At 66.5% G+C, this 23,635-nt stretch carries 25 protein-coding genes and 1 pseudogene; 19 read left to right on the forward strand and 7 right to left on the reverse strand.

What is annotated here, in order from left to right; genetic code table 11:
- Positions 1-158 precede the first annotated feature (158 nt).
- From ABTU82_RS15395 to ABTU82_RS15470, 16 genes and pseudogenes are all read left to right on the forward strand, one after another.
- Positions 159-641, forward strand: a pseudogene (locus ABTU82_RS15395) (HAD-IC family P-type ATPase); the annotation flags it as partial.
- A gap of 31 nt (positions 642-672) precedes the next feature.
- Positions 673-1,110: a DUF6153 family protein gene (locus ABTU82_RS15400; protein WP_407174082.1), complete on the forward strand. Its 438-nt coding sequence runs from the start codon at positions 673-675 to the stop codon at positions 1,108-1,110.
- A gap of 95 nt (positions 1,111-1,205) precedes the next feature.
- Positions 1,206-1,799, forward strand: a complete 594-nt coding sequence (locus ABTU82_RS15405; protein ID WP_407174084.1) for a DUF305 domain-containing protein — start codon at positions 1,206-1,208, stop codon at positions 1,797-1,799.
- 56 nt (positions 1,800-1,855) lie between these two features.
- Positions 1,856-2,737: a WD40/YVTN/BNR-like repeat-containing protein gene (locus ABTU82_RS15410; protein ID WP_407174086.1), complete on the forward strand. Its 882-nt coding sequence runs from the start codon at positions 1,856-1,858 to the stop codon at positions 2,735-2,737.
- A 34-nt stretch (positions 2,738-2,771) separates the two neighbouring features.
- A complete protein-coding gene (locus ABTU82_RS15415) occupies positions 2,772-5,276 on the forward strand; it encodes a heavy metal translocating P-type ATPase (protein WP_407174088.1) in 2,505 nt (834 codons plus the stop codon).
- A gap of 63 nt (positions 5,277-5,339) precedes the next feature.
- The gene (locus ABTU82_RS15420; protein ID WP_407174090.1) at positions 5,340-5,528 is read left to right on the forward strand and encodes a YHS domain-containing protein; all 189 of its coding nucleotides are present in this window, start codon (positions 5,340-5,342) and stop codon (positions 5,526-5,528) included.
- Positions 5,529-5,788: 260 nt separating this feature from the next.
- Positions 5,789-6,070 (forward strand): metal-sensitive transcriptional regulator, encoded by a 282-nt coding sequence (locus ABTU82_RS15425; protein WP_296195515.1) that lies wholly within the window; start codon positions 5,789-5,791, stop codon positions 6,068-6,070.
- A gap of 31 nt (positions 6,071-6,101) precedes the next feature.
- Positions 6,102-6,425, forward strand: a complete 324-nt coding sequence (locus ABTU82_RS15430; RefSeq protein ID WP_407174092.1) for a heavy-metal-associated domain-containing protein — start codon at positions 6,102-6,104, stop codon at positions 6,423-6,425.
- A complete protein-coding gene (locus ABTU82_RS15435) occupies positions 6,422-8,686 on the forward strand; it encodes a heavy metal translocating P-type ATPase (RefSeq protein WP_407174094.1) in 2,265 nt (754 codons plus the stop codon). Before ABTU82_RS15430 ends, ABTU82_RS15435 begins: the two co-directional genes overlap by 4 nt.
- A gap of 41 nt (positions 8,687-8,727) precedes the next feature.
- Positions 8,728-10,866 carry a heavy metal translocating P-type ATPase gene (locus ABTU82_RS15440; protein WP_407174096.1) on the forward strand — a complete coding sequence of 713 codons (2,139 nt, stop codon included), beginning with the start codon at positions 8,728-8,730 and terminating at the stop codon, positions 10,864-10,866.
- A gap of 34 nt (positions 10,867-10,900) precedes the next feature.
- The gene (locus tag ABTU82_RS15445; RefSeq protein ID WP_407174098.1) at positions 10,901-11,326 is read left to right on the forward strand and encodes a DUF6153 family protein; all 426 of its coding nucleotides are present in this window, start codon (positions 10,901-10,903) and stop codon (positions 11,324-11,326) included.
- 96 nt (positions 11,327-11,422) lie between these two features.
- Complete coding sequence (locus tag ABTU82_RS15450) at positions 11,423-12,037, forward strand: DUF305 domain-containing protein (protein ID WP_407174099.1); 615 nt, start codon at positions 11,423-11,425, stop codon at positions 12,035-12,037.
- A gap of 65 nt (positions 12,038-12,102) precedes the next feature.
- Positions 12,103-12,939, forward strand: coding sequence for a F510_1955 family glycosylhydrolase (locus ABTU82_RS15455; protein WP_407174101.1), 837 nt, complete (start codon positions 12,103-12,105; stop codon positions 12,937-12,939).
- Positions 12,940-13,423: 484 nt separating this feature from the next.
- Positions 13,424-14,053, forward strand: coding sequence for a M23 family metallopeptidase (locus ABTU82_RS15460; RefSeq protein ID WP_407174103.1), 630 nt, complete (start codon positions 13,424-13,426; stop codon positions 14,051-14,053).
- 223 nt (positions 14,054-14,276) lie between these two features.
- Positions 14,277-14,678 (forward strand): four-helix bundle copper-binding protein, encoded by a 402-nt coding sequence (locus ABTU82_RS15465; RefSeq protein ID WP_407174105.1) that lies wholly within the window; start codon positions 14,277-14,279, stop codon positions 14,676-14,678.
- A gap of 50 nt (positions 14,679-14,728) precedes the next feature.
- Complete coding sequence (locus tag ABTU82_RS15470; RefSeq protein WP_407174107.1) at positions 14,729-15,319, forward strand: DUF305 domain-containing protein; 591 nt, start codon at positions 14,729-14,731, stop codon at positions 15,317-15,319.
- A 304-nt stretch (positions 15,320-15,623) separates the two neighbouring features.
- Here the strand turns inward: ABTU82_RS15470 and ABTU82_RS15475 are convergent, their stop codons facing one another.
- The 5 genes from ABTU82_RS15475 to ABTU82_RS15495 all read right to left on the reverse strand — a co-directional run bounded on the left by ABTU82_RS15475 (position 15,624) and on the right by ABTU82_RS15495 (position 18,800).
- Positions 15,624-16,100 carry a cupin domain-containing protein gene (locus ABTU82_RS15475; protein WP_128217837.1) on the reverse strand — a complete coding sequence of 159 codons (477 nt, stop codon included), beginning with the start codon at positions 16,098-16,100 and terminating at the stop codon, positions 15,624-15,626.
- Positions 16,101-16,200: 100 nt separating this feature from the next.
- Positions 16,201-16,932, reverse strand: coding sequence for a VIT1/CCC1 transporter family protein (locus ABTU82_RS15480; RefSeq protein ID WP_128217838.1), 732 nt, complete (start codon positions 16,930-16,932; stop codon positions 16,201-16,203).
- Positions 16,932-17,453 carry a DUF2231 domain-containing protein gene (locus ABTU82_RS15485; protein WP_128217839.1) on the reverse strand — a complete coding sequence of 174 codons (522 nt, stop codon included), beginning with the start codon at positions 17,451-17,453 and terminating at the stop codon, positions 16,932-16,934. Before ABTU82_RS15485 ends, ABTU82_RS15480 begins: the two co-directional genes overlap by 1 nt.
- A 190-nt stretch (positions 17,454-17,643) precedes the next feature.
- The gene (locus ABTU82_RS15490; protein WP_407174173.1) at positions 17,644-18,519 is read right to left on the reverse strand and encodes an IS3 family transposase; all 876 of its coding nucleotides are present in this window, start codon (positions 18,517-18,519) and stop codon (positions 17,644-17,646) included.
- Complete coding sequence (locus ABTU82_RS15495; RefSeq protein WP_407174110.1) at positions 18,516-18,800, reverse strand: transposase; 285 nt, start codon at positions 18,798-18,800, stop codon at positions 18,516-18,518. Before ABTU82_RS15495 ends, ABTU82_RS15490 begins: the two co-directional genes overlap by 4 nt.
- Positions 18,801-19,240: 440 nt before the next feature.
- On the opposite strand from ABTU82_RS15495, the gene ABTU82_RS15500 reads away from it, so the two are divergent.
- From ABTU82_RS15500 to ABTU82_RS15510, 3 genes are read left to right on the forward strand one after another with little or no spacing between them, the layout of a single operon-like run.
- The gene (locus ABTU82_RS15500) at positions 19,241-20,650 is read left to right on the forward strand and encodes a ferredoxin reductase family protein (RefSeq protein WP_359921008.1); all 1,410 of its coding nucleotides are present in this window, start codon (positions 19,241-19,243) and stop codon (positions 20,648-20,650) included.
- Positions 20,651-20,663: 13 nt separating this feature from the next.
- Complete coding sequence (locus ABTU82_RS15505) at positions 20,664-21,170, forward strand: FMN-binding protein (RefSeq protein ID WP_128217840.1); 507 nt, start codon at positions 20,664-20,666, stop codon at positions 21,168-21,170.
- A complete protein-coding gene (locus ABTU82_RS15510; RefSeq protein ID WP_128217841.1) occupies positions 21,170-21,964 on the forward strand; it encodes an FAD:protein FMN transferase in 795 nt (264 codons plus the stop codon). The genes ABTU82_RS15505 and ABTU82_RS15510 overlap by 1 nt, the downstream gene beginning before the upstream one ends.
- On the opposite strand, the gene ABTU82_RS15515 is transcribed toward ABTU82_RS15510, so the two are convergent.
- Both ABTU82_RS15515 and ABTU82_RS15520 read right to left on the reverse strand, forming a co-directional pair.
- Positions 21,965-22,933 (reverse strand): sensor histidine kinase, encoded by a 969-nt coding sequence (locus tag ABTU82_RS15515; protein WP_128217842.1) that lies wholly within the window; start codon positions 22,931-22,933, stop codon positions 21,965-21,967. It abuts the gene before it with no gap.
- The gene (locus ABTU82_RS15520; protein ID WP_292903264.1) at positions 22,930-23,610 is read right to left on the reverse strand and encodes a response regulator transcription factor; all 681 of its coding nucleotides are present in this window, start codon (positions 23,608-23,610) and stop codon (positions 22,930-22,932) included. The genes ABTU82_RS15515 and ABTU82_RS15520 overlap by 4 nt, the downstream gene beginning before the upstream one ends.
- Positions 23,611-23,635 lie beyond the last annotated feature (25 nt).

A 23,635-nucleotide genomic window follows, 5' to 3' on the forward strand; every position in this document is an offset into this window, starting at 1 on the left:
ATCGGTGAAAGATCCACACAAACGACCGATTCGAAGCAGCGCGACCAGCGCACGATGTTCGCCGCGAAATGTCAGGTGACGTCGGGGTGTGGGGTTTGGTGCTTTGGCGGCGTTTTGTGATCGCTTGGTGTCGCAGACGGGGTTGGGGAATCTACCACATCGCCGCCCAGGTCGGCATCGACAAGGTCCGCTCCGAGGTCACCCCGGCCGGGAAGCTTGAGGTGATCCGTCAGCTGCAAGCCGCCGGCCGGGTCGTCGCCATGGTCGGCGACGGCGTCAACGACGCCGCAGCCCTGGCCGCCGCGGACCTCGGTGTCGCGATGGGCGGCGGCACGGACGCGGCGATAGCCGCGTCCGATGTCACGATCGCCTCCGGCGACCTGCTCGTCGTGGTCGACGCGATCCGGCTGTCCCGCCGCACCCTGGGCACCATCAAGGGCAACCTGTTCTGGGCATTCGCGTACAACATCGCCGCGATCCCGATCGCGATGCTCGGCCTACTCAACCCTCTAGTTGCCGCGGCTGCCATGGCGCTGTCGTCGGTGTTCGTGGTCACCAACAGTCTCCGTCTGCGCAGCTTCCGCCCCGCACCCGCTGTTGCGGCGCCCGCGACGGCCGACCGGACGGTGCAGCCGGCCTGAGCCGGTCTACCCTGGACACGAGGGAGGTGACATGTCGATGATCGCTCTGGCACAGCGTCTGCGTCCCGGCCCGCGCGGGCTGGGCCACTCGGTCCTGCTGCTCATCGCTGTCACCGCCGCGATCATCGTCGGGCTGCTCGCGATGCACTCCCTGAACAGTCACACCGAGGCCGCCGCACCGGCAACCGCGTCAGCGATGCACGAGCACGGCACAGCCGGCCCGGGCGTCACCGACCACGGCACCACCCAGCCGGCGACGGACGGGGACTGCGCGGATTGCGGCGGGCACGCCAGCATGCTGGCGATGGCCTGCGTCCTCGCGCTCCTGATCGTCTCCCTGCTGCTGTTCCTCCCGCGCGTGGGGATCACCTGGGGGGCCGCGCTGCGCGCCGGCCCGACCCTGATCGCCCGCGCGACGCACCTGCCCCGACCACCTTCCCTTCTGGTTCTCTGCATCAGTCGTACCTGAGCAGTGCTGTCAGCCGACCCCGTGGCGGGTGGGCACAGCATTCGCGCGCCCGGGCACCGGCTCGTGCGCCTCACATACGACTGAGGAGATACCTAATGAAGAACCGTGCCGCGGCAACCGCCGCGATCACCCTGACCGCCCTGCTCGCCCTCGCCGGCTGCGCCAGCACCACCAGCAGTGGCGGGACGGACACTATGCCCGGAATGGGCTCATCGGCATCCGCATCCCCAGCCGCCGACGTGAACATGGCCGACATGCAGTTCACGATGATGATGATCCCGCACCACGAACAAGCGGTCGAGATGGCTGACATGATCCTCGCCAAGGACGGCATCGACGAACGCGTCCTCACTCTTGCCGAGCAGATCAAGGCAGCTCAGGGGCCCGAGATTGAGCTGATGGAGTCCTGGCTCGACGAGTGGGGCACCCCGATGGGGGACATGGACGGCATGGACCACGGGGGGATGATGTCCGACACCGACATGCAAGCCCTCGAGGATGCCACCGGTGCCGAGGCCTCTCGCCTGTTCCTGGAGCAGATGATTGTCCACCACGAGGGTGCGATCGAGATGGCCCAAGACGAAGTCGACAACGGGCAGAACCCCGATGTGATCACCCTTGCAGAGAACATCATCGCCTCCCAGACCACCGAGATCGCCACCATGGAGGACATCCTCGCGACCCTCTGACCGGCAGGGGCCGGCCGTACCCGACGGCCGGCCCGCTGTCGCCGGAGAACGCCACTATGAGCACTCACACCCGCACCCTCGTCGCTGTCAGCCTCGCCGGGGCACTGACCCTAACCGCTACCGCGTGCACCCCTGTCCCCGACAGCCAAACCTCACCCGCCCTCATTCCGCATGTCCACGATGTCGCGTTCGATCTGGACGGGGCGCTGCTGGTCGGCGCGCACACCGGTGTCTATCTGGTCGACCTCACCACCGATGAGGTCTCCCTCGTCGGTAAGACCACATTCGATGCGATGGGACTCACCGTCCAGGGGGATACGATCCTCGCGTCCGGCCACCCTGACCCGGCCAACCAGGACCACACGTTCACAGCCCCCAACGTGGGCCTGGTCCGCTACAGCGACGCCGGCTGGGAGCAGGTGTCGTTGGCAGGCGTCACCGACTTCCACATGCTTGCCGCCACCCCCGCCGCACCCGAGATCCTCCTCGGGCTCCCCTCGGACCGGCCCGTCCTGGCGGAGAGTACCGATGCCGGGCAGACCTGGGCGGATCTTGTCCCGCTGACCGCCCGTGACATCAGCATCGACACCACACAGGCCGACATCGTCACCGCCACCACCCCAGACGGGCTGATGGTCAGCCGCGACGGCGGCACCACCTTCTCGCCTGTGCCGAACGCCCCCGCCCTGCTGGTCATCACGGCCGATCCGACGGTGGAGGAAGGGATCATCGGCGTCGATACCGACGGCACCATCTGGACCGGGGCGACAACGCCCGACGCGGTGTGGAGGACTGCCGAGCACGCCACCGGCACCGCGTCCGCGATCGCCGTCAGCTCGGAGGGGATCGTCGCGATCGCCGACGAGGGCGGAGTCCGCATCACATCCGACGCAGGGAACACCTGGCGAGTCGTCATCAGAACCGAGCCCACCTCATGAGCACGCAGCGACTTCACGAAGCAGGAGAACAGAAATGAACGGAACTACGCGCACCGTCGTCCTGGAAGTCGAGGGAGTCTCCTGGGCATCGTCGAAGTCGATCGTCGAATCGACGCTTCTCCGGCAGCCCGGGGTCACGGATGTCGAGGCGAACCCGGTTTCCCAGACCGCAAACGTCTCCTACGACCCGCAGCTCACCTCACAAGCACAGCTGCGGCAGTGGATCATCGACTGCGGCTACCACTGCGCCGGGCAGTCCGTCCCCGAGCACATCTGCGATCCCGCTCACGACCCCGACCACGCACACGACGCAGGCGTGACGGTGGCACCCACCCGACCTTCCGCAGATGTACACCCGGGTCACGGCGCCGACGCGGGCACGCCGATGCACGATCATGCGGTGGCCCCTGCTGAGCCTGCGGGGCACGATGCCCACAGCGGGCATGGGGAGGGGATGCAAGCTCGTACGAGCCAGGATGCGATGGGGCACGGCGGGAGCCATGCGGGGATGTCGATGGCGGCGATGATCCGCGATATGCGCAATCGGTTCATCGTTGCCGCTGTCCTGTCGGTGCCGATCATCCTGTGGTCCCCGATCGGTCGGGAAGTGTTCGGCTTCACCGTTCCGGCACCATTCGGGCTCCGCGATGACTGGTTCTCGCTGATCCTCTCCCTGCCGGTGATCTTCTATTCGGCTTGGATCTTCTTCGACGGCGCCTGGCGTGCCCTTCGGGCTCGCACCCTGGACATGATGGTGCTGGTCGCCGTCGGGGTCGGCACCGGCTGGCTCTACAGCGTCGTGGTCACCCTCACCGGGGGCGGGGAAGTGTTCTACGAGGCCGCCACAGTGCTGGCCAGCTTCGTGCTGCTCGGCCACTGGGTGGAGATGCGCGCCCGCGGCGGTGCGAACGACGCTATCCGGACCCTCCTCGAGCTCGCCCCGCCCCGCGCGGTCGTCCTCCGAAACGGGGAAGAGCTCGAGGTGCCCACCTCCGATGTCATCCCCGGGGACCTCATGCTGGTCCGGCCCGGCGCGAAGATCCCCACAGACGGGACCGTGGAGGAGGGCGCGTCGGAGATCGACGAATCCATGGTCACCGGCGAAAGCCTCCCCGTCGTCAAGACTGCCGGATCGACGGTGATCGGCGCCACCGTCAACACCACCGGCACGCTGCGGGTGCGGGCCACCAAGGTCGGTGCCGACACCGCGCTGGCCCAGATTGTCGCTCTCGTTCAGGAGGCGCAGAACTCCAAAGCCCCCGGGCAGCGGCTCGCGGACCGCGCAGCCTTCTGGCTGGTGCTGGTCGCCCTGATCGGCGGCACTGTCACTTTCCTGGTCTGGTGGCTGATCGGCGCCCCGGTGCCCACCGCGATCCTGTTCGCCATCACCGTGGTAGTGATCACCTGCCCCGACGCGCTGGGCCTGGCCACACCGACCGCAATCATGGTCGGCACCGGCCTCGGCGCCAAACGCGGCGTGCTGTTCAAGAACGCCGGCGCACTGGAGTCCGCCGCGCACATCGACACGGTCGTCCTCGACAAGACCGGCACCCTCACCAAGGGCGAACCCGAAGTGACCGACTACATCCCCATCGGGATGAACGACATCGAACTGCTCTCCCTCGCCGCCGCCGCAGAGCGCGAGTCCGAGCACCCCCTCGCCAAAGCGGTCGTCGCCTACGCCGACGCCCGCAACATCCCCCGTCGCACAGCCAGCTCATTCCGCAACGTCACCGGCCTCGGTGCCGTTGCAACGGTCGATGGCCGCCGCGTGGTGATGGGCAACGCCCGACTGATGGCCGACGAGGGAATCGACATCAGTTCTATCGCCGCCGCCCAGAACGAACTAGCCGCCACCGGACGCACCGCCATCGCGTTCGCCGTCGACGGCAAGGCCGCCGGCGTGATCGCCCTCGCCGACGCGCCACGCGAGACCGCCGCCGCAGCGATCACCGCACTGCACGAATCTGGGATCGAGGTGGTGATGCTCACCGGCGACAACGAACCCACGGCCAAACGCATTGCCGCTCTGCTGGGCATTGACACCGTCATCGCCGAAGTGCTCCCTGAGGACAAGTCCGCCAAGATCGCCGAACTGCAACGCTCAGGCAAGAAGGTCGCTATGGTCGGCGACGGCGTCAACGACGCCCCCGCCCTCGCGCAAGCCGACCTGGGCATCGCGATCGGAGCGGGCACCGATGTCGCCATCGAAACCGCCGACGTCGTGCTGATGCGCTCTGACCCGCTGGATGTGGCAACCGCGCTACGGATCGGCAAAGGCACCGTCCGCAAGATGCGCCAGAACCTCGGATGGGCCATCGGCTACAACGCCGTCGCACTACCCATCGCCGCAGGCGTGTTCTACCCGTCGCTGGGTATCATGCTCACACCCGAGATCGCCGCGATTACCATGTCCGGCTCCAGCGTCATCGTCGCCGTCAACGCACTCATGCTGAAGCGACTCCGCCTCCCGGCCCCGACCGCCCCGACGGAAAAACATTCCGCTCCGTCTCCCGTGCCCAGCGGCGACCGAGCGTGACGTACGCCTAGCCCAGGCTCGTGACCAGCACGTCCGTGACCTCGAACAAGAAGGAGAACGCCCATGTCAGAAGACGCCCCCCAAAGCGCGGCACTGGTGACCGACCCGGTCTGCGGCATGCAGATCGATCCCCAGACAGCCGTCACCACCCGCGAGCACGACGGAACCACCTTCTACTTCTGCTCACACGGCTGCGCCGCCGCATTCGACGCCGACCCCCACCGCTACGGTCACCCCCACGCGGCACAGTGATCCCCCACCGCCTGTGTCGCCCGTCCGCAAGCGGGTCCTCCTGTGCGCTGGCGCTCCGCGATAGAACTGTCGACGTCGCCGCACTATTGCTGACTCTCACACTCCCGTTGGACCTGCCCGGTTTGGACTCGCAGTTCGGTGCGTCTTACGGACGCGGGCGTGCCCCAGATGGGGGAGATCAGCGCGTGCCGGAAACGATCGATTGCGGCACAAGGCCCGCGCTGCTTGCGCTGTATACCCTGGGGGGGTACGGTATTTGTGTGAATGGTTATGAGGGCAACAAGGACGACCTGCAGAAGCGTCTGCGCCGGGTCGAGGGTCAGGTGCGTGGGATCGCGCGGATGGTCGATGAAGACAAGTACTGCATCGACATCCTCACCCAGGTGTCAGCCGCGACGAAGGCCTTGGAAACGGTCGCGCTGTCCCTGCTGGGCGATCACTTGAGCCATTGCGTCGCAGAGGCGACCGCCGAGGGAGGCCAGGTGGCTGCGGAGAAGATCCGTGAGGCCAACGACGCCATCGCCCGTCTCGTCCGTTCTTGATCACACACCGAACCCCTTGGAGGAGCACATCATGACTGACCGCATCGACCTCGATTTGAAGGACACCAACGCCGGCTGCGCCTGCTGCGCCACACCCGCGTCCACGGAGGCTCCCGCGGCTACTTCGGCCGCGGTCACCGAAGACGTCCTGGTAGATGGGATGACGTGCTCGCACTGCGTGTCGAGCGTCACCGAGGAGCTGACCGCTATCGACGGGGTGCAGAACGTCACAGTTGACCTGAACGCCGGCGGTACGTCACGCGTCACCATTCACAGCGCCGCGCCGATCGACTCTGACGCGGTGAAAGCCGGGGTCGAAGAGGCCGGCTACACCCTGGCAGGTAGCCCCGCATGAGCACGGTCGACGTCGAGCTCGATATCTCCGGGATGACGTGCGCGTCGTGCGCGACCCGGATCGAACGCAAGCTGAACAAGCTTCCCGGTGTGGAAGCGACGGTGAACTACGCCACCGAGAAAGCACGTGTTCGCGGGAACGACGTCGACCCCGCCACCCTCATCGCCATGGTCGAGTCCGCCGGATACCAGGCAGCCCTTCCCGCACCGCCGGCAAGCGATGACCACGCCGAGGACACCCGCGGCTCGGAGGCCGACGAGGTAGGAGTGCTGCGGCGGCGCCTGCTGATCAGCACTGCACTGTCATTGCCGGTGGCGGTGCTGTCGATGGTCCCGGCGTTGCAGTTCGAGTACTGGCAGTGGCTGGCCCTCACACTCACCTCCCCGGTGGCGGTGTGGGGGGCGTGGCCGTTCCATCGGGCGGCGGCGGTCAACGCCCGTCACGGCGCGGCGACCATGGACACCCTCATCAGCGTCGGCGTGATCGCCGCGTTCGGATGGTCCCTCTACGCACTGTTCTTCGGCGGGGCAGGAATGCCCGGGATGACGATGACCTTCACCCTCATCGGCGCCCCGCAAGCCGGCGGCCACGAAATCTACCTAGAAGTGGCGGCGCTGGTCACCGTCTTCATCCTCGCCGGCCGGTACGCCGAAGCACGCGCGAAGAAGTCGTCGTCGGAGGCGCTGCGGGCGCTGCTGGAGATGGGCGCGAAGCACGCCACAACGCTCGTCGACGGCGCCGAACGGACAGTGCCGGTCGCGCAGCTCGCGGTCGGCGACACCGTGCTGGTCCGACCAGGGGAGAGGATTCCCTCGGACGGGCTGGTGATCGATGGTTCCTCCGCGATCGACGCCAGCATGCTCACCGGAGAATCGGTGCCCGTCGAGGTCACTACTGGTTCCCGTGTCGTCGGCGCGACCGTGAACGTCGGCGGTCGCCTCACCGTCGAAATCACCCGGGTCGGGGCGGACACGGAGCTTGCCCGTATGCGCCGGCTGATGGAGGAAGCTCAGACCGGCAAGGCCAAGGTGCAGCGCATCGCTGACCGCGTGTCTGCTGTCTTCGTCCCCATCGTCATCGGACTGGCCGTGGCCGCGTTCCTCGGCTGGATGATCGCCGGAGCCTCGCTCGAGCTGGCCTTCACCGCGGCGGTTGCCACCCTGATCATCGCGTGCCCCTGCGCGCTCGGGCTCGCCACCCCCACCGCGCTGCTGGTCGGGACCGGCCGCGGCTCTCAGCTGGGCATCCTGATCCGCGGACCGCAGGTGCTGGAGCAGACCCGCACGGTTGACACCATCGTGCTCGATAAGACCGGCACGGTCACCACCGGTCAGATGACCGTCACCGAGATCCGCCCCGCCCCCGGCGTCACCCGCGACGAGCTGTTGCGCGTTGCTGGGGCGGTCGAGGCGGGATCTGAGCATCCGGTCGCCCGTGCCGTCACCGCCGCCGCCCCCACGGGCGCCTACGCGGACAGCTTCGCGTCGCACGCCGGGTTCGGCGTCCAGGGGATCGTGGACGGGTCTGCGGTCGTTGCGGGCCGGGCGTCCTGGCTGGCCGAGCAGTGGGGCATCCACCCGCCGGCCGAAGCCGCCGCCGAGCTGAATGTTCTCGCGCAGACCGGTACCGCGATCGCGGTCGGTCGCGACGGGGAGTACCTCGGCGCGATTGGGGTGGCCGACACCGTGAAGCTGACCAGCGCCGCCGCGATCGCGCGCTTCCAGGCGCTCGGGTTGCGCCCGGTGCTGCTGACCGGCGACAACACCACCACCGCCGCACGGATCGCCGCTGAGGTCGGCATCCCCGACGTGCACGCCGAGGTCACTCCCGCCGGAAAGCTCGATGTGATCCGCCAGCTCCAGGACGATGGGCACGTGGTCGCGATGGTCGGTGACGGCGTCAACGACGCGGCAGCCCTCGCCGCCGCCGACCTCGGCCTGGCCATGGGCGGAGGCACGGACGCGGCGATCGCCGCCAGCGATATCACCATTGTCTCCGGTGACCTGACCGTCGTCGCCGACGCGATCCGCCTCTCCCGCCGCACCCTGAGCACCATCAAGGGGAACCTGTTCTGGGCGTTCGCGTACAACGTCGCCGCTATCCCGATCGCGATGGCCGGCCTGCTCAATCCTCTCGTCGCCGCGGCGGCGATGGCGTTGTCGTCGGTGTTCGTCGTGACCAACAGCCTCCGGCTGCGCCGGTTCCGACCCGACCCGTCATCTGCCCGTACGACCCCCGTTCCCGTGCCCCAACCGGCCTGACCCGTGCCGCCGTACCGGCGCACCCAGCGAAGGAGGCTCCGATGAGCCAGCACGACCACCACAACCACTCCGACCACCAAGGCCACGACGCTCCGGCGGTCACCGCCGAACACGACCACGCGGCGACGGGTCACCCACTCAGCGACGACCGGGCACCCGCCGCCGGACACTCCGAGCACGGCCACGCCGACCACGGCGGACACGCCGGACACGGCGATCACGTTGCCCGGTTCCGGCGCCTGTTCTGGATCATGTTGATCCTTGCTGTGCCGGTCGTGGGGTTCTCCACGATGTTCTCCATGCTGATCGGATACCGGCTGCCGGACGCCGCGTGGGTGGGATGGGTGTCCCCAATCCTCGGCACCGTCATGTACGTGTGGGGTGGCGCCCCGTTCCTCACCGGCGCCGTCAGCGAACTCCGCGCCCGCAAGCCTGGCATGATGCTCCTCATCGCCCTCGCGATCACCGTCGCATTCCTCGCCTCGTGGGGCGCAAGCATCGGACTGCTGCACCACGAGCTGGACTTCTGGTGGGAGCTGGCGCTGCTGATCGTCATCATGCTCCTCGGGCACTGGATCGAGATGCGTTCCCTCGCCCAGACCACCTCCGCACTCGACTCCCTCGCCGCGCTCCTGCCCGACGAAGCCGAGAAGGTCGAGGGGAACAACACCGTCACCGTCGCCCCCGCCGAGCTGCAGGTTGGTGACGTTGTCGTTGTCCGCCCCGGTGGACGGATACCCGCGGATGGTCGGATCGTGCAGGGCTCGGCCAGCATGGACGAGTCCATGATCACCGGCGAATCCCGACCAGTTCGCCGCAGCGACGGAGACCAAGTCATCGCCGGCACTGTCGCCACCGACTCCGGGGTACGGGTAGAGATCACTGCGGTCGGGCAGGACACTGCTCTCGCCGGCATCCAGAAACTCGTCACCGAAGCGCAGAACTCCTCCTCTCACGCGCAACGCCTCGCAGACCGTGCTGCCGGGTGGCTGTTCTGGTTCGCTCTCGGGGCGGCCGCGGTCACCGCCACGGTATGGACCTTGGTCGGGGTCCCGGACCTGGCCGTCATCCGCACCATCACCGTGCTCGTCATCGCCTGCCCGCACGCGCTAGGCCTGGCCATCCCGCTGGTGGTGTCCATCGCCACCGAGCGCGCCGCCCGCGGCGGTGTGCTCGTGAAAGACCGCCTCGCGCTGGAAAGCATGCGCACCGTCGACACGGTCCTGTTCGACAAGACCGGCACCCTCACCAAGGGCGCCCCCGCCGTCACCGCGATCGACCCGGCGGCCGGTATCGACGCAGACGACCTTCTCGCGTGGGCCGCCGCCGCCGAAGCAGACTCGGAACACCCCCTGGCTCGGGCGATCGTGAACGCCGCACAGGAGAAGCATCTCACCGTCCCCGGCGCCAGCGACTTCGAATCCTCCCCGGCCGTCGGTGTCCGTGCGCGGGTGACCGGTCGCACCGTCCAGGTCGGTGGTCCGCACATGCTAGAGCAGGAAGGCGCGGCGGAGCTGCCTGTCGCGGACGAGTGGCGCGAGGAGGGCGCGATCATCCTGCACGTTCTCGTCGACGGGCGTGTGGCGGGGGCGTTGCGCTTGGCGGACGAGATCCGTCCTGAGTCCCGCAACGCGGTTGACGCTCTGCATCAGCGGGGCGTGCAGGTGGTGATGATCACCGGAGACGCCGAAGCGGTCGCCGCCTCGGTCGCCGCCGACCTCGATATCGACCGGTTCTTCGCCGGGGTCCGCCCGGAGGACAAGGCCTCCAAGGTGAAGGAGCTTCAAAGCGAAGGCCGCAAGGTCGCCATGGTCGGTGACGGGGTAAACGACGCACCGGCCCTCGCGCAAGCCGACGTCGGCATCGCTATCGGCGCCGGCACCGATGTGGCGATCGCGTCTGCAGGGGTCATCCTTGCCAGCGACGATCCCCGCTCCGTTCTGTCGGTGATCGAGTTGTCCCGGGCCAGCTACCGCAAGATGAAGCAGAACCTGTGGTGGGCCGCCGGCTACAACCTGATCTCCGTCCCGCTGGCCGCCGGCATCCTCGCCCCGATCGGTTTCGTGCTGCCGATGTCTGTCGGCGCGATCCTGATGTCGCTGTCCACCATCGTCGTCGCGCTCAACGCTCAATTGCTGCGACGGCTGGACCTCAGCCCGGACGCGGTTACCGACCGCTGACAGGAGTGTCGTACCGTGGAAGGAGGGAGGTGACATGTCGCTGGTCGCACTGACGGAACGGCTCCACGCCGGACGGTCGATGGCGCGCACCCTTCTGCTGCTCATCGCGGTGACCGGCGCGGTCATTGTCGGCCTGTTGGCCATGCACTCCCTCAACACCCACACCGCCGCCGACACCGGCCACCAAACCACCGTCGCCAGTGCCACCGCGGATGATCATCATTCCGGTGCCAGCGGGACGGACGAGGGGTGTGCGGACTGCGACTCAGGTCGCTCCGACATGCTGGCCATGGCGTGTGTGCTGGCGCTGCTGGCCACCGTGCTGCTGCTGGCCCGACTCCGCCCGAACCGAGTGTGGTTGTCGGTCCTGCCACGCCCGCAGCCACTCAGCGCCGCGCTTCCCGGCCGGCCAAGCTTGCGGCCGCCTTCTCTCACAACTCTCTGCATCAGCCGTACGTGATGCGGCCGAGCCGGCGCACCCTGCCGGCTCCGGCCTTACGCACCTGTCGATGTGACCGGTGCTCGTTCACGTAACCCCTGTATTTGGAGAACCCTGATGAAGATTCGTACCGCAGCGACCGCTGCGCTCACCCTCGCCGCCGCCCTCACCCTCGCTGGCTGCGCCGACGGCTCCGGCTCGCAGTCCATGCCGGGCATGGACCACGGCAGCAGCTCGTCCCCGTCCTCATCGTCCACGGCGACGGCTGACTTCAACGACGCGGATGTGATGTTCGCGCAGATGATGATCCCGCACCACCAGCAGGCCGTAGAAATGGCCGACATGATCCTGAACAAGGAGGGCATCGACCCGGGCGTGCTCACCCTGGCATCCGACATCAAGACCGCCCAGCAGCCCGAAATCGACCAGCTGCAGTCCTGGCTGGACGAGTGGGGCGCCGACATGCCCGATATGGACAGCATGGAGGGCATGGACCACGGCGGCGGCATGATGAGCGAGGACGACATGGCCGCGCTAGAAGCCGCCACCGGCGTCGAGGCGTCGCGGCTGTTCCTCGAGCAGATGACGATGCACCATGAAGGCGCGATCGAGATGGCCCAGGACGAAGTCGACACCGGCCAGAACGCTGACGCGGTCGAGATGGCGCAGACCATCGTCGACACGCAGACCGCCGAAATCGCCGAGATGCAGGAACTGCTCGCGCAGCTCTAAACGCACCCGACCGGTGAGGACGCCCCCAAAGGGCGTCCTCACCCCTGGAATCGAAAGGGTGCGAAATGCGCATTCACCTGCGCGCGACGGCGAGCTTCGTCGCGCTCACCAGCTTGCTCCTCACCGGCTGCACCACAGCCGAACCACCGTCGACCGGCAGCGATCACGCCGAAACAACGATGCCGCACGTACACGCGATCGTGCCCGCAGCTGACGATGACGGCTTCCTCCTCGGCACCCACGAAGGCCTCTATGCCGCCACCGCTGACGGGCAACTCGGCTCCCGCGTTGGCAGCTATGGCTTCGACGCGATGGGCCTCACCGCCGTCGATGACACCCTCATCGCCTCCGGGCACCCCGGCCGGGGCACCCCCGCGGAACTCGGGGAAGGAAACCTCGGAATCATCCGCAGCAGCGACGGCGGCACCACGTGGGAGCCGGTGGCATTCACGGGCGAAAAAGACTTCCACGTGCTCACCGCCGGACCAGACGGCACCCTGTACGGACAAGAAACCGGCAGCGCCCAGATTCTGGTGAGCACCGACCTCGGTGACACGTGGACTTCGACAGGCGCAACCCTGCTCGTCTTCGGTCTCGTCGTCGACGCCACGGGCCGCATCCTCGCCGCGACGCCGGACGGACTCCGCGCCAGTACCGATCGCGGAGCAACATTCGGTCCCTTCCCGGACGCCCCGAGTCTGTACGTCGTCGCCGCATCGCCGGATCGTCAACGCCTGATCGGCGCCGGAACAAAGGGCGCCATCTGGAGCAGCACGACCGCTGATCCACTTTGGCGGAACGTCGGCACCGTACACGGCACCGTTCAGGCAATCACCGTCACCGATGCCGGCGACATCCTCGTCGTCGATGACAGCGGGATCAGCCTGCTGCCATCCACCTAGCTAACACTCACCCGAAAAGACGAAGCACTTGCCCGACCACACTGCAGTAGCTCCCACCCGCCGCCGGTCCCACCCGCCGCGCCCCACAACCAACAAGAAATCCGCCGAAGCTCCGACTCGTCCCGCCGAGCCCGCCCTAACGCGACGCGAAGCACGCACTCGCACCACCACGCAAGCAAATCTCAGCACCCCTGCTCACACGACATCCCGCGACCAACACTCGCGGGACGCCTGGTCGGACCAAAGCACGGTGGCGCCCGGGGACGCAGACGCGCCGATCGACCCCTTCGAAGCCGCGGCCCGCCTGTTCTCCTTCACCCGAGCATCAGTAAGGGAGGCCGCCACCGAAAAACCAGCTAGTACCCCAACCGAGCAAGAACGGCAGGAGCACGTACCAACCCCCGCTCGACGCCGGTCCGCTGTGACACGCGCGGCTTTCCTTTCGGTGCGCGTCATGGGGCTCGTCGGCCTTATGACCATCGGTATGACCGTCGACGCCGAAGCCCTTCCCCACGAACACGACGACCGGGCCTCGTCTCCCCGCAGCGTGTTGAGCGGAGATATCCAGGCGTACGTGACATCGGCAGCGGCAGGGACCGATGTCAGCCTCAGCCGCGACAGCTACTCCACCGGCACACTGGTCGACCTCGCCGGCACCGCCGGCATCGTCAACTACTCGGACTCAGTTTTCCGCAACGACCCCACCTGCGCGGTCCAATGGCCCTACGCGGTGGGGGTGCCAACCACCTACGGCTTCGGCATGCGCAGCGGCAAGATGCACGAGGGCACCGACTTCATCCCAGGCGCTGGCGCACACATCCAAGCCATCGCAGACGGCGTCGTCAGGGTCGCGACCGACACCGGCGGGGCCTTCGGAGTCACCATCGTCATCGACCACGTCATCGACGGGCAAACCGTGTCGAGCCGCTACGCCCATATGGAGTATGACTCTCGGCAAGTCGAGGTCGGTGACACCGTCCATGTCGGCCAGTACATCGGTCGCACCGGCGACACCGGCCGGTCTTTCGGGGCTCACCTGCACTTCGAAGTCCTCCAAGGTGGCACCACGGCCACCGACCCTCTGCCCTGGCTGCGCGACCACGCAGTCTGCTGAGGACCCCTGCGTCTCACTCCGAGGCCACCCCCAGACTGGAGCCGCCGCGTATTTTTCACCGCCCCGCGCGGCGGCTCCTTCATCCGCACCCCCGACTCTGACAAGCAGGCGAGGACAACCAGCCGATACCGCGCATCCCGACCGTGCGCAAGTCCCATGCGGGGTTCCGCTCCTTCGACTTACTGTCCGATTGGGCGGTGATCGACCGAGAGGAACGACCACCATGGTTATTCAAGAAATGCTGAACAAATATCCGCGCGACCTCGGAAACATCGACCGCGACAAGCTCGTCGCGTGCATCGAAGCCTGCCTTGAGTGCGCCCAAGCGTGCACCGCGTGCGCCGACGCATGTCTCAGTGAAGACATGGTCGCCGACCTCACCAAGTGCATCCGCACCAATCTGGACTGCGCAGACCTCTGCGAAGCAACAGGCCGAGTTCTTTCTCGGCACACCGGCTACGACGCCAATCTGACCCGGGCCGCCCTGGAAGCCTGCCGCACTGCGTGTGCTAGCTGCGCGGACGAATGCGAACAACACGCTGACATGCACGACCACTGCCGCATCTGCGCCGAAGCCTGCCGCCGCTGCGAGAATGCCTGCGCTGAGCTACTCAGCACCCTCTGATCACACCCCTCACCCACGGGAAAACTACGAACGGAAGGGGTTTCTTTCCCATGCCTTCAAACAGCAACGCAGGCACCAATCAGGGCCAGCAGAAGTCTCACAAGCCGATGAACATGTACATCCGATTCGGCGCGATGATCTTCACAGCGATGGTCATCATGTACTGGGTGATGTTCGTCGGCTCCTGGCAATGGAGCCACATCCGCTTCAGCGAAAGCCGCGTATTCATGGCTCTCACCATGGGTGGCACCATGGTCCTCATCATGCTCGGCTGGATGCTGAACATGTACAAGAACACCAAAGCCAATATCGCCATCATCGCGGCCGGCTTGCTGCTCATCGGCGGTGGCGTGTTCCTCGACCGCAGCCAAATCCTGGTGAACGACACAGGATTCATGAACTCCATGATCCCGCACCACTCACTCGCCATCACCCGCTCCGAGCGCGCCCAGATCCAAGACGTACGGGTGTGTGAACTCGCTGTCGAAATCAGCGAAGCGCAGCGACGCGAGATCTTTGAAATGGAGTGGCTCATCCAAGACATCGAACGCAACGGCGCAGCGACGACATCGGCAGACGCTGAAGCACGTCCCGTGCCTTCCTACAGCGAACCGGCAGAACGCCGCTGCCCTACGGAGTAGAGCCGTTCCTCACCACGAGCGTGGAGGCAAGCGTGCAGCGAGGAGGGAAACGACGGATGGGCCCGACCGCTTTCGCCAGACTCACCGCCGTCAGCGGGGTCCAGGCTGACGTCTGCCACAGTACGCCCCTCGTTGATGGCGGGCCGGAAACGATCGTTTCCGGCACAGGCAAAGCGGCTGGCTCAGTTGTGAATTTGGTCGATCCGTGTCGGCAGTTTGCGTGGGCAACGTGTCGCTCCCGGGCCGGTGGGCTGTTCGGAATCAGCACTGAGGCTCTGCCGACTTCGTATGGCAATGCTGGGTCCTACGCGTGACGATCGGGCTGGCTTGCTTCGGGTTGTACGGTCCAGCTCGGCGCGTGGTCAGTACCGATGGACTCATCGTTTTCCGCGTCGGTGCTCGTTACCTGGACGGTTCCGGCGGCGTGGTGCACCGGTGCGTATACGGTGTACAGGCGTAGCGGTTGATTGCCCGTATTGCGGACGTCGTGCCACGTTCCGGCAGGTACTTGAATTGCCCACCCATCTGAGACGGCCTGTTCGAAGTCGAGTTGGTCCTTGGCGCTGCCCATGACGGCTTGGCCTTGACCGGCGTCCACGCGCAGGAACTGGTCCGTATCCGGGTGGCATTCCAGGCCGACGGACTCGCCAACCGGGATGGTCATCAGCGTGACTTGCAGATATTTCCCGGTCCAGGCGACAGTGCGGTAGTTCTCGTTCGCTTGGGTCGCCGCCTCGATGTCGAAGGCGTGCGGGCGCGGGCCGATGTCTGTTGTATCCATGGTTGTTCTTCCTTTGTCGAGTGCCGAGGTGGAGCGATGGTGACTGATTGAAGGCAGTACATCCCGGTGGTGGCGATATGTGGGGCTTCCGCGATGCGGCTTAGATGAGGCCGGTTGTGCCGAGGAGGGTGCCGACGGCGAAGGTGGCGATCAGGGCCAAGGCCCCGCCGGCGACGACCCTGAGGGTTGCCGTCAGTGGGCGGCTGCCGCCGAGGAGGGCACCGATCGCACCGGTCCCGGCGAGGGCGATGAGTACGACGACGAAGGTCACCGGCACGCGGATGGTGTCGGGGGTCAGCAGGATGGCGAGTAGAGGAAGTATTCCTCCGATGAGGAAGGCTAGGGCCGAAGCGCCCGCTGCGTGCCAGGGGCTGACGACGTCAGCCTCATCGATGTTGAGTTCCATCGACAGGTGCGCTTTGAGGGCGTCCTTGGCCGTGAGCTCGAGGGCGACTTGCTGCGCGGTGTGTGGCGACAGCCCTCGGGCCTCGTAGAGCGCAGAGAGTTCGGCGAGTTCGCCTTCGGGATCGTCCCGCAGTTCGGTCCTTTCCTTCTCGATCAGGGCACGTTGGCTGTCGCTTTGGCTACTCACGGAGACGTACTCGCCTAGCGCCATCGAGATCGCACCGCCGACGAGAGCGGCAGACCCGGCGGCGACTATCGCGGCGGTGGAGGAACCTGCGCCGGCAACACCGACCACGATGGCGGCAACGGAAACGATTCCGTCGTTCGCGCCGAGCACCCCGGCGCGCAGCCAGTTCAGCCGGCCGGCCAGGCTTCCCGAGTGCGGCTCATCGCGCGGGACTGCGGACTCTGTCGGTGCGTGTGTCATCAGTTTTCCATGTCCCCTGACCACACGGCTGTCGCGCCGCTGTGGCCGATCAGGATGGCTTGCACTGTCGTGCCGCCGGATACCACAAGGGCGAGCACCAGGAGGGTCGCGGGGATCCATCGCATTCTTCCCTTCACCTCCGGTCGCGGCGCGACTGCGGAATCTGGCGCACGAACCGCGGCGGCCTGGGCACGCTTTTCACGGATGTTCCACCAGAGGAGTGCCGCGGCGATGAGCACGAGACCACCGACCCAGGGCAAGAGACCGTCGGCCAGTTCGGCGTGAGTTTCGATCAGCGCGTTCTCCCCGACGCGCGCTTCCAACTTTTCACCGGATTGGGTGGATAGCGGCACGAGGGCAAGTGCGAGGAGGCAGATACCCAGCGTGAGATAGCCGGCCCATCGGCGAAAACGCGGCCACGCAGCGGTGAGAATGACGAGCACGGCTGCCAGCGGGACGATGACTTCCGTGGCGTGTACGACGAGGGGATGCAGCGGGAGGCCGAAGAACGTGTCAAACATTTTGCTCCTAGGGAGGGTGGGCGACGGTTCGCTGTCCTCGCGGGTAACGCTAACCCGCGAACCCTCGAGCCACCACGGAGGGTAGCCTGCGCTTTGGTGGGAATGGCGGCCGGATCTACCAACGTCCGGAGACCTCCTTTCCCCGCAGATGGAGCCTGACCCGGTTTCCCGGACGGTTCTTGTGTGTTGATCATGCCGCGATTTCTGCGGCGGTGTGAAGTGCTTCGTAGTCGGCGGGGCTGAGGTTGTCGAGGCTGGTGTGCCGGCGGCGGGGGTTGTAGAAGCCCTCGATCCACTCGAACATGGCCGACGCGAGCTGCGCCCGGGAGTCCCAGCTCGTGCGATCGAGGAGCTCGCGTTGCATGGTCGACCAGAAGCTCTCGATGAGCGCGTTGTCGACGCTGGAGGCGACTCTGCCCATCGATCCGAGCAGGCCGGCTTGGCGGAGCCGGTGTCCGAAGAGCCAGCTGGTGTATTGCGCTCCGCGGTCGGCGTGGACCACGGTCCCGGGTTCCGGGCGGCGACGCCACCTGGCCATCTCGAGCGCGTCGACGACGATCTCCGCGGTGATCCGGTCCGAGATCGACCACCCCACGATCCGCCTGGAGTAGGCGTCGATCACGGCGGCGCAGTAGACCCATCCGTCCCTGGCTCGGTGTTGCGTGATGTCGCAGAACCAGAGCCGGTTCGGGGCGTCGGCGCGGAACTGCCGCTTCACGAGATCCTCGTGTGTCGCGGTGTCCGGCTTCCAACCGCGCCGTTTTCGCCGGTGGGAGACCCCGACCAGCCCGTCCAGCCGCATCAACCGTGCGACGCGTTTGCGTGCGACGTGAACGCCGAGCCCGAGCCGCAGCTCAGCCAGCACCCGCGGGGCGCCATAGGTTGCTCGCGAGTCGGCGTGGATCCGCCTGATCGTTGTCGTCAGCTCCGCATCCGCCAGGGCTCGGGCCGACGGTGATCGATCTCGCCAGTCGTAGTATCCCGAGGTCGAGACCCCGAGGAACCGGCAGGCCACCGCGACGGGGACACCGTCCGCGGCGAGCTCCTGGACCAGCCGGAACCCTATTTTGGGAGCACGTTCTCCCTCGCGAAGTAGGCGCTGGCGCGCTTGAGGATCTCGTTCTCCATCTCCAGGACTCGCAGCCGGCGGCGCAGCTCCACGAGTTCCTTGTGCTCGTCGGTCGTCAGCCCGGGCTTGCGGCCGCTGTCGACCGCGTCACGATTCATCCAGTTGCGAAGACAGGACTCGCTGATCCCGAGATCACGGGCGGTCTGGCCGACAGGGTTTCCCTGGGCAACCAGATCCAGGGCTCGACGCCGGAACTCCGGCGGGTGGGCTGCAGGCATCTCACGGACTCCTTCCGAGACGATCATCGCCTCAACTCAGGTGTCCGGGAAACCGGGTCAGGCTCCGATGGCCAAGACTTTCGGTTTGGGTAGTTGAGGTTTCCCCGAACGGTGGTTGCCGGCGATGGCGCTTGTTCGCCGCACGAACGACGGGTCTTGCGTGTTAGGTCACGGCTGACAGAATCGCCGCAGACGCTGTTGACCTCAGTTCACCCTGCGGATGTGGCCGCCGCTAGGGGCGAAGGTCCCGCGCGAACCAGGCGCACAGTCATGGCGATCGTTGTCGCACCGCTTTCTGGTGCAGCACCGGTCATGCACGGGTGGGCTGGGCCCGCTCGAGGCACTGGCGCTTCCTCGGAAATCAAAGGCGAGTCCTATGAAGTTGCTGTGGGCGGACCATTCTTAGAGCTGTCTCAGCGGCCGGGTCGGACGATTCAGATATGACCAGCCTTGCCACTAGACCCACCCGCTCGACGCCTCGCGTCGCGTCGCACGCAACACGGCCCGTGCTGTGGCGGATGGGCGCGACCACTGTCATCTGGTTGACGAGTCTGTTCGTCGTGGCGTTGTGGGTCGCGGGCGGTGGTGTAACGAGTGTCTTCGCCGTTAGCGGAGAGACATTGACGACGCTGGGCCGGCTGGCCGGCCTGGTTTCTGCAAACCTGCTGCTGTACCAGGTGCTACTGATGGCGCGGGTCCCCATTTTTGAGCGCGGTTTCGGACGTGAGGCGATCACGCGGATGCACCGGTTCGTCGGCTTTTGGTCGTTCTGGCTCCTCGCCGCACACATCGTGCTGCTTGTGGCCGGGTACTCGGTTGCCGCGAATGTGAATCCCCTCGCCCAGTTGTGGGACTTCGTGTGGAACTACCCGGGGATGTTGCTGGCAACGGCAGGCACGCTGGCGATCCTCATGGTGGTGGTGACCTCGATTCGACGCGCCCGCCGCCGCCTCCGCTACGAGTCCTGGCACCTGCTCCACCTGTACGCGTACCTCGGTGTCGGCCTGGCACTTCCGCACCAGCTGTGGACGGGGGCAGACTTTCTCTCCACGCCGGTGGCGACCGCGTACTGGTGGGCGCTGTGGGCGGCAGCTGCAGCATCTGTCCTGGTGTATCGGGTCGGCGTACCGCTGTTTCGATCGTGGCGGCACGGGATCCGTGTCAGCGGTGTCGACCTTGACGGTGCACGCGGAGTGACCGTACGCATGTCCGGCCGGGCGATGAACCGGCTGGGTGCGCGTGCCGGGCAGTTCTTCATCTGGCGCTTCCTCGACGGCCCCGGGTGGACACGCGGTCACCCGTTCTCACTCTCCAGCGCGCCGACCGGGGACCGGCTGTCGATTTCGGCGCGGTTCGCGGGGGATGGCACCCACCGACTGGCCACACTGCACCCCGGAACGCGTGTCCTCATCGAAGGACCCTACGGTCATATGACCGGTGCGTTGCGGACCGGATCGAAGCTGCTGTTGTTCGGTGCGGGAGCCGGTGTCGCCCCACTCGTCTCTCTCCTGGAGGCGGAAACGTTCCAGCCCGGCGACGCGACTCTCATCACTCGGGACTCGGATCCGGCCGACGGTCTCCGGCAGTCCGTTATCAGAGACCTGGTCGCTCACCGCGGGCTTCGACACGTCCCGTTGCCCGGGCCGCGCTCCACAGGCAGCTCACCCTGGATGCCCGCAACCCACTCTGCATGGCAGGGACCGGACCTCATCCGGCACCTGGCCCCCGACATCACGTCGTACGACGCGTACCTCTGCGGGCCCATTCCCTGGATGGCCGACCTTGAACGCGACCTCCGGCACGCCGGGCTCGCGCCCGAACGCATCCACTCCGAAGCGTTCACGATCTGACACGGAGGACCCCATGAAGAAGATCATCTACGCGCTCCTCACCACGCTCACCGGGCTGGTGCTGCTCTTCAGCTACCGGACATCTCTGGACGCCATCCCACCGACCGCGACTGAACCCGCCGTCAGCGGATCCACGACTACCGGGACCACCGCCAGCGGTGGAACTACCGGGGGCGATGCCAATCTCAACGGCAGTGCTTCCTCACCCCCGAGCCCGTCTCCGACGGCCGCGTCGTCGCTCGCTGATGGCACGTACACGGGCGATTCAACGGGCACGCGATACGGGCCCGTGCAGGTGCAGGTCACCGTCGCGGGGGGTCAGATTAGTGATGTGCAGGTGGTGGACTACCCGGACGGCAACGGTCGTGACCGTCAGATAAATCAGAACGCGATCCCGCAGCTTGTCAGCGAAACGGTGCGAGCGCAGAGCGCGCAGATCGACATGGTGTCAGGTGCGACTTACACCAGTCGCGGCTACGTGACCTCTCTGCAAAGCGCGCTCGACCAGGCGCAGAGCTGATGCGCGCCATCATCCCTCCCCGCCACGTGTGGGTCGAAGAGATCATGGGGATACCGATCAGCGTCCACGTCCGCTCCCGCGGCCCGCAACCGGCCACCGGCACCCGGCGTGCCGTGGACGCGTGCTTCAGCGAGCTCCGCGACATCGACCGTGTCTTCTCCACCTATCGGGACGACTCCGATATCAATCGGATCCGCAGGGGCGAGCTGACCATCAAGGACGCGGACCCCAGGGTTTCGCGAGTCGCCGAGCTGTGCTGTGAGGCCGAGCGCGAGACGAATGGGTTGTTCTCGGCCGACTGGCAGGGCTGGTTCGACCCGACCGGCCTAGTCAAAGGGTGGGCGGTGGAAATAGTTGCGCGCACACATCTCGCGTCGTTGGTCCCGCAGGACATCGCTGTTGGCATCAACGCGGGCGGCGACATGCAATTGTTCACCGCCCCCGACACCGACTGGCGCTGGAATGTCGCGATCGCGGACCCGTGCCACCCGGGTGAGGTAGCGGCGACCATCACTATTGAGAACGGGGCTGTCGCCACCTCAGGAGTCGCGGAACGCGGTCGGCACATCGTCGACCCGCGAACAGGCAATCCCGCAGTCACGGTAGCAAGCGCAACCGTTGTAGCCGATGGTCTCGCCCAGGCGGATCTCTGGGCGACGGCGGCGGTGGTCGCCGGCTACGCGGACCGGTCGTGGATTTCCCGCGCAGAGACTCGCACAGGCCTCATCATCGCGGCGGACGGGCGAACCTCACGTTGGCTCGGGAGAACGTGCGTTGACACGGTTGCCGTGTGATCAGGCCGCAGGCAATCGCACCAAGAAGGTCGTCCCTCTATCGGAAGTTGCTTCCACCTCGATGGACCCGCCCGCCCTGACGGCGATGTCGCGCACGAGGGAAAGGCCGAGCCCGAACCCACGCCTGCGGCCGCTGTCCGCCGAGCGGGCGAAACGGTCGAACACCCGGTCGACTGCGATCCCGGAAATGCCGCCACCTTCGTCGGCGACCCGGATGAGCGCGAACGACTCCGCGCTTCTGACGGTGATGCGAACGATTCCATCCTCGGGGGAGTGTTGGACGGCGTTGTCGACGAGAGCGACTATCGCCCTCATCAGCGTGACCGGCGGCACCCGCACCGCCACATCCTGGTCGGCATCGACGATCAGGGTCACGGATGCCTGATCGGCAAGCGCCTGCAGGGATGCGGCGGCAGCCTCCGCGGCGACAGACACGAGCGCCGGACCTGCTGCGGCGGGTGTGTTCTGCTCTGCCGATATCAAGAGGTCGTTGAGCACGTCGTTCATCATGGTCGCATCCCGACGCAAAGCCGCGAGGTTGTCCTCGATCGGCTCACCTCGCGCATGTCGACGCTGCAGGACCTGTATTCGGCTGGTCAGGGTGGTGAGTGGGGTGCGCAGCTCATGGCTGGCGTCTGCAACGAAATCTTGCTGAAGGCGGAGGGCATCACTGAGAGGTTGCACAGATCGCCGCGCTGCGAGCCACGCGACGACCGCTAAGAGCAGCACACCGACGACCCCGAGGAGGATCACAGCCGGCAATACCTTATCGATGTCGACGACGAAGTCGTCGCCAGAATGATCACCGCCTACCCCCGGGCCGTGTTCTGCCCCCTCCCGGCGAGAGGTGAGCAGGATCACCAGAACGAGGAGGCCCACACCTGCGGCGATGATGAGTGCCGACGCGACTCCTACGTACAGGCCCACGGCGCGGGACGCGCGGCGAACATAGAGGAAGTCGTTGCTCATGACGGACTCCCGGCCCGGTATCCGCGGGAACGAACGGTCTCGATCATGTCGGGAGTGGACTTACGCCGCACGTAGTGCACGTAGGTGTCGACTGAGCTCGTTGTCTCGCCATCAGGAAAGACCGCGCGGACGATCTCTTCACGACTGAACACGTGGTCGGGACTGCTGGTGAGGAGTGCGAGCAGAGCAGATTCAGTCGCCGTGAGCGAGATCCGGAAGCCGGACGGGTCGTAGAGCGCCTGCGACTCCGGGGTGAAAACCCAGTCCCCGATGCCACGCCGTTCGCCGTCTGCGCGGAATGCGCGGCGCAGGGCACGTAGCCGCGCGAGCAACTCGCCATAGTCGAACGGCTTCACCAAGTAGTCATTGGCGCCGCCATCCAACCCGGATACTCGATCGTCGATTGTTCCGAGCGCGGTCAGCATGAGAATCGGAGTTGTGATCCGGGCAGCACGGACTGACCGGATGAATTCCACGCCGTCCATCCCCGGCAGTCGACGATCCACCACCATCACGTCGTATGGACGGCCGAGCGCCTTTCGAACACCCGACTCCCCGTCCGTCGCGAGATCGACGGTATACGCGTCGGACAGCATCTCCACGGTAAGAGCGGCGATCTCTGCGTCGTCCTCGACGTAGAGAAGTGAACCCCTCTCGGTGCCCGGAGTGCGGTCCATGCGCCCCCTCCCCGAAGTGATTCTC

The sequence above is a fragment of the Microbacterium deferens genome (assembly GCF_045517775.1).
Classification (GTDB): Bacteria; Actinomycetota; Actinomycetes; order Actinomycetales; family Microbacteriaceae; genus Microbacterium.

What these genes read in the sequence shown, in the direction of transcription:
- ABTU82_RS15400 (WP_407174082.1), top strand. Translation starts at nt 673, where the DNA reads ATGTCGATGATCGCTCTGGCACAGCGTCTGCGTCCCGGCCCGCGCGGG.
- ABTU82_RS15405 (WP_407174084.1), top strand. Translation starts at nt 1,206, where the DNA reads ATGAAGAACCGTGCCGCGGCAACCGCCGCGATCACCCTGACCGCCCTG.
- ABTU82_RS15410 (WP_407174086.1), top strand. Translation starts at nt 1,856, where the DNA reads ATGAGCACTCACACCCGCACCCTCGTCGCTGTCAGCCTCGCCGGGGCA.
- ABTU82_RS15415 (WP_407174088.1), top strand. Translation starts at nt 2,772, where the DNA reads ATGAACGGAACTACGCGCACCGTCGTCCTGGAAGTCGAGGGAGTCTCC.
- ABTU82_RS15420 (WP_407174090.1), top strand. Translation starts at nt 5,340, where the DNA reads ATGTCAGAAGACGCCCCCCAAAGCGCGGCACTGGTGACCGACCCGGTC.
- ABTU82_RS15430 (WP_407174092.1), top strand. Translation starts at nt 6,102, where the DNA reads ATGACTGACCGCATCGACCTCGATTTGAAGGACACCAACGCCGGCTGC.
- ABTU82_RS15435 (WP_407174094.1), top strand. Translation starts at nt 6,422, where the DNA reads ATGAGCACGGTCGACGTCGAGCTCGATATCTCCGGGATGACGTGCGCG.
- ABTU82_RS15440 (WP_407174096.1), top strand. Translation starts at nt 8,728, where the DNA reads ATGAGCCAGCACGACCACCACAACCACTCCGACCACCAAGGCCACGAC.
- ABTU82_RS15445 (WP_407174098.1), top strand. Translation starts at nt 10,901, where the DNA reads ATGTCGCTGGTCGCACTGACGGAACGGCTCCACGCCGGACGGTCGATG.
- ABTU82_RS15450 (WP_407174099.1), top strand. Translation starts at nt 11,423, where the DNA reads ATGAAGATTCGTACCGCAGCGACCGCTGCGCTCACCCTCGCCGCCGCC.
- ABTU82_RS15455 (WP_407174101.1), top strand. Translation starts at nt 12,103, where the DNA reads ATGCGCATTCACCTGCGCGCGACGGCGAGCTTCGTCGCGCTCACCAGC.
- ABTU82_RS15460 (WP_407174103.1), top strand. Translation starts at nt 13,424, where the DNA reads ATGACCGTCGACGCCGAAGCCCTTCCCCACGAACACGACGACCGGGCC.
- ABTU82_RS15465 (WP_407174105.1), top strand. Translation starts at nt 14,277, where the DNA reads ATGGTTATTCAAGAAATGCTGAACAAATATCCGCGCGACCTCGGAAAC.
- ABTU82_RS15470 (WP_407174107.1), top strand. Translation starts at nt 14,729, where the DNA reads ATGCCTTCAAACAGCAACGCAGGCACCAATCAGGGCCAGCAGAAGTCT.
- ABTU82_RS15475 (WP_128217837.1), bottom strand. Translation starts at nt 16,100, where the DNA reads ATGGATACAACAGACATCGGCCCGCGCCCGCACGCCTTCGACATCGAG.
- ABTU82_RS15480 (WP_128217838.1), bottom strand. Translation starts at nt 16,932, where the DNA reads ATGACACACGCACCGACAGAGTCCGCAGTCCCGCGCGATGAGCCGCAC.
- ABTU82_RS15485 (WP_128217839.1), bottom strand. Translation starts at nt 17,453, where the DNA reads ATGTTTGACACGTTCTTCGGCCTCCCGCTGCATCCCCTCGTCGTACAC.
- ABTU82_RS15495 (WP_407174110.1), bottom strand. Translation starts at nt 18,800, where the DNA reads ATGCCTGCAGCCCACCCGCCGGAGTTCCGGCGTCGAGCCCTGGATCTG.
- ABTU82_RS15500 (WP_359921008.1), top strand. Translation starts at nt 19,241, where the DNA reads ATGACCAGCCTTGCCACTAGACCCACCCGCTCGACGCCTCGCGTCGCG.
- ABTU82_RS15505 (WP_128217840.1), top strand. Translation starts at nt 20,664, where the DNA reads ATGAAGAAGATCATCTACGCGCTCCTCACCACGCTCACCGGGCTGGTG.
- ABTU82_RS15510 (WP_128217841.1), top strand. Translation starts at nt 21,170, where the DNA reads ATGCGCGCCATCATCCCTCCCCGCCACGTGTGGGTCGAAGAGATCATG.
- ABTU82_RS15515 (WP_128217842.1), bottom strand. Translation starts at nt 22,933, where the DNA reads ATGAGCAACGACTTCCTCTATGTTCGCCGCGCGTCCCGCGCCGTGGGC.
- ABTU82_RS15520 (WP_292903264.1), bottom strand. Translation starts at nt 23,610, where the DNA reads ATGGACCGCACTCCGGGCACCGAGAGGGGTTCACTTCTCTACGTCGAG.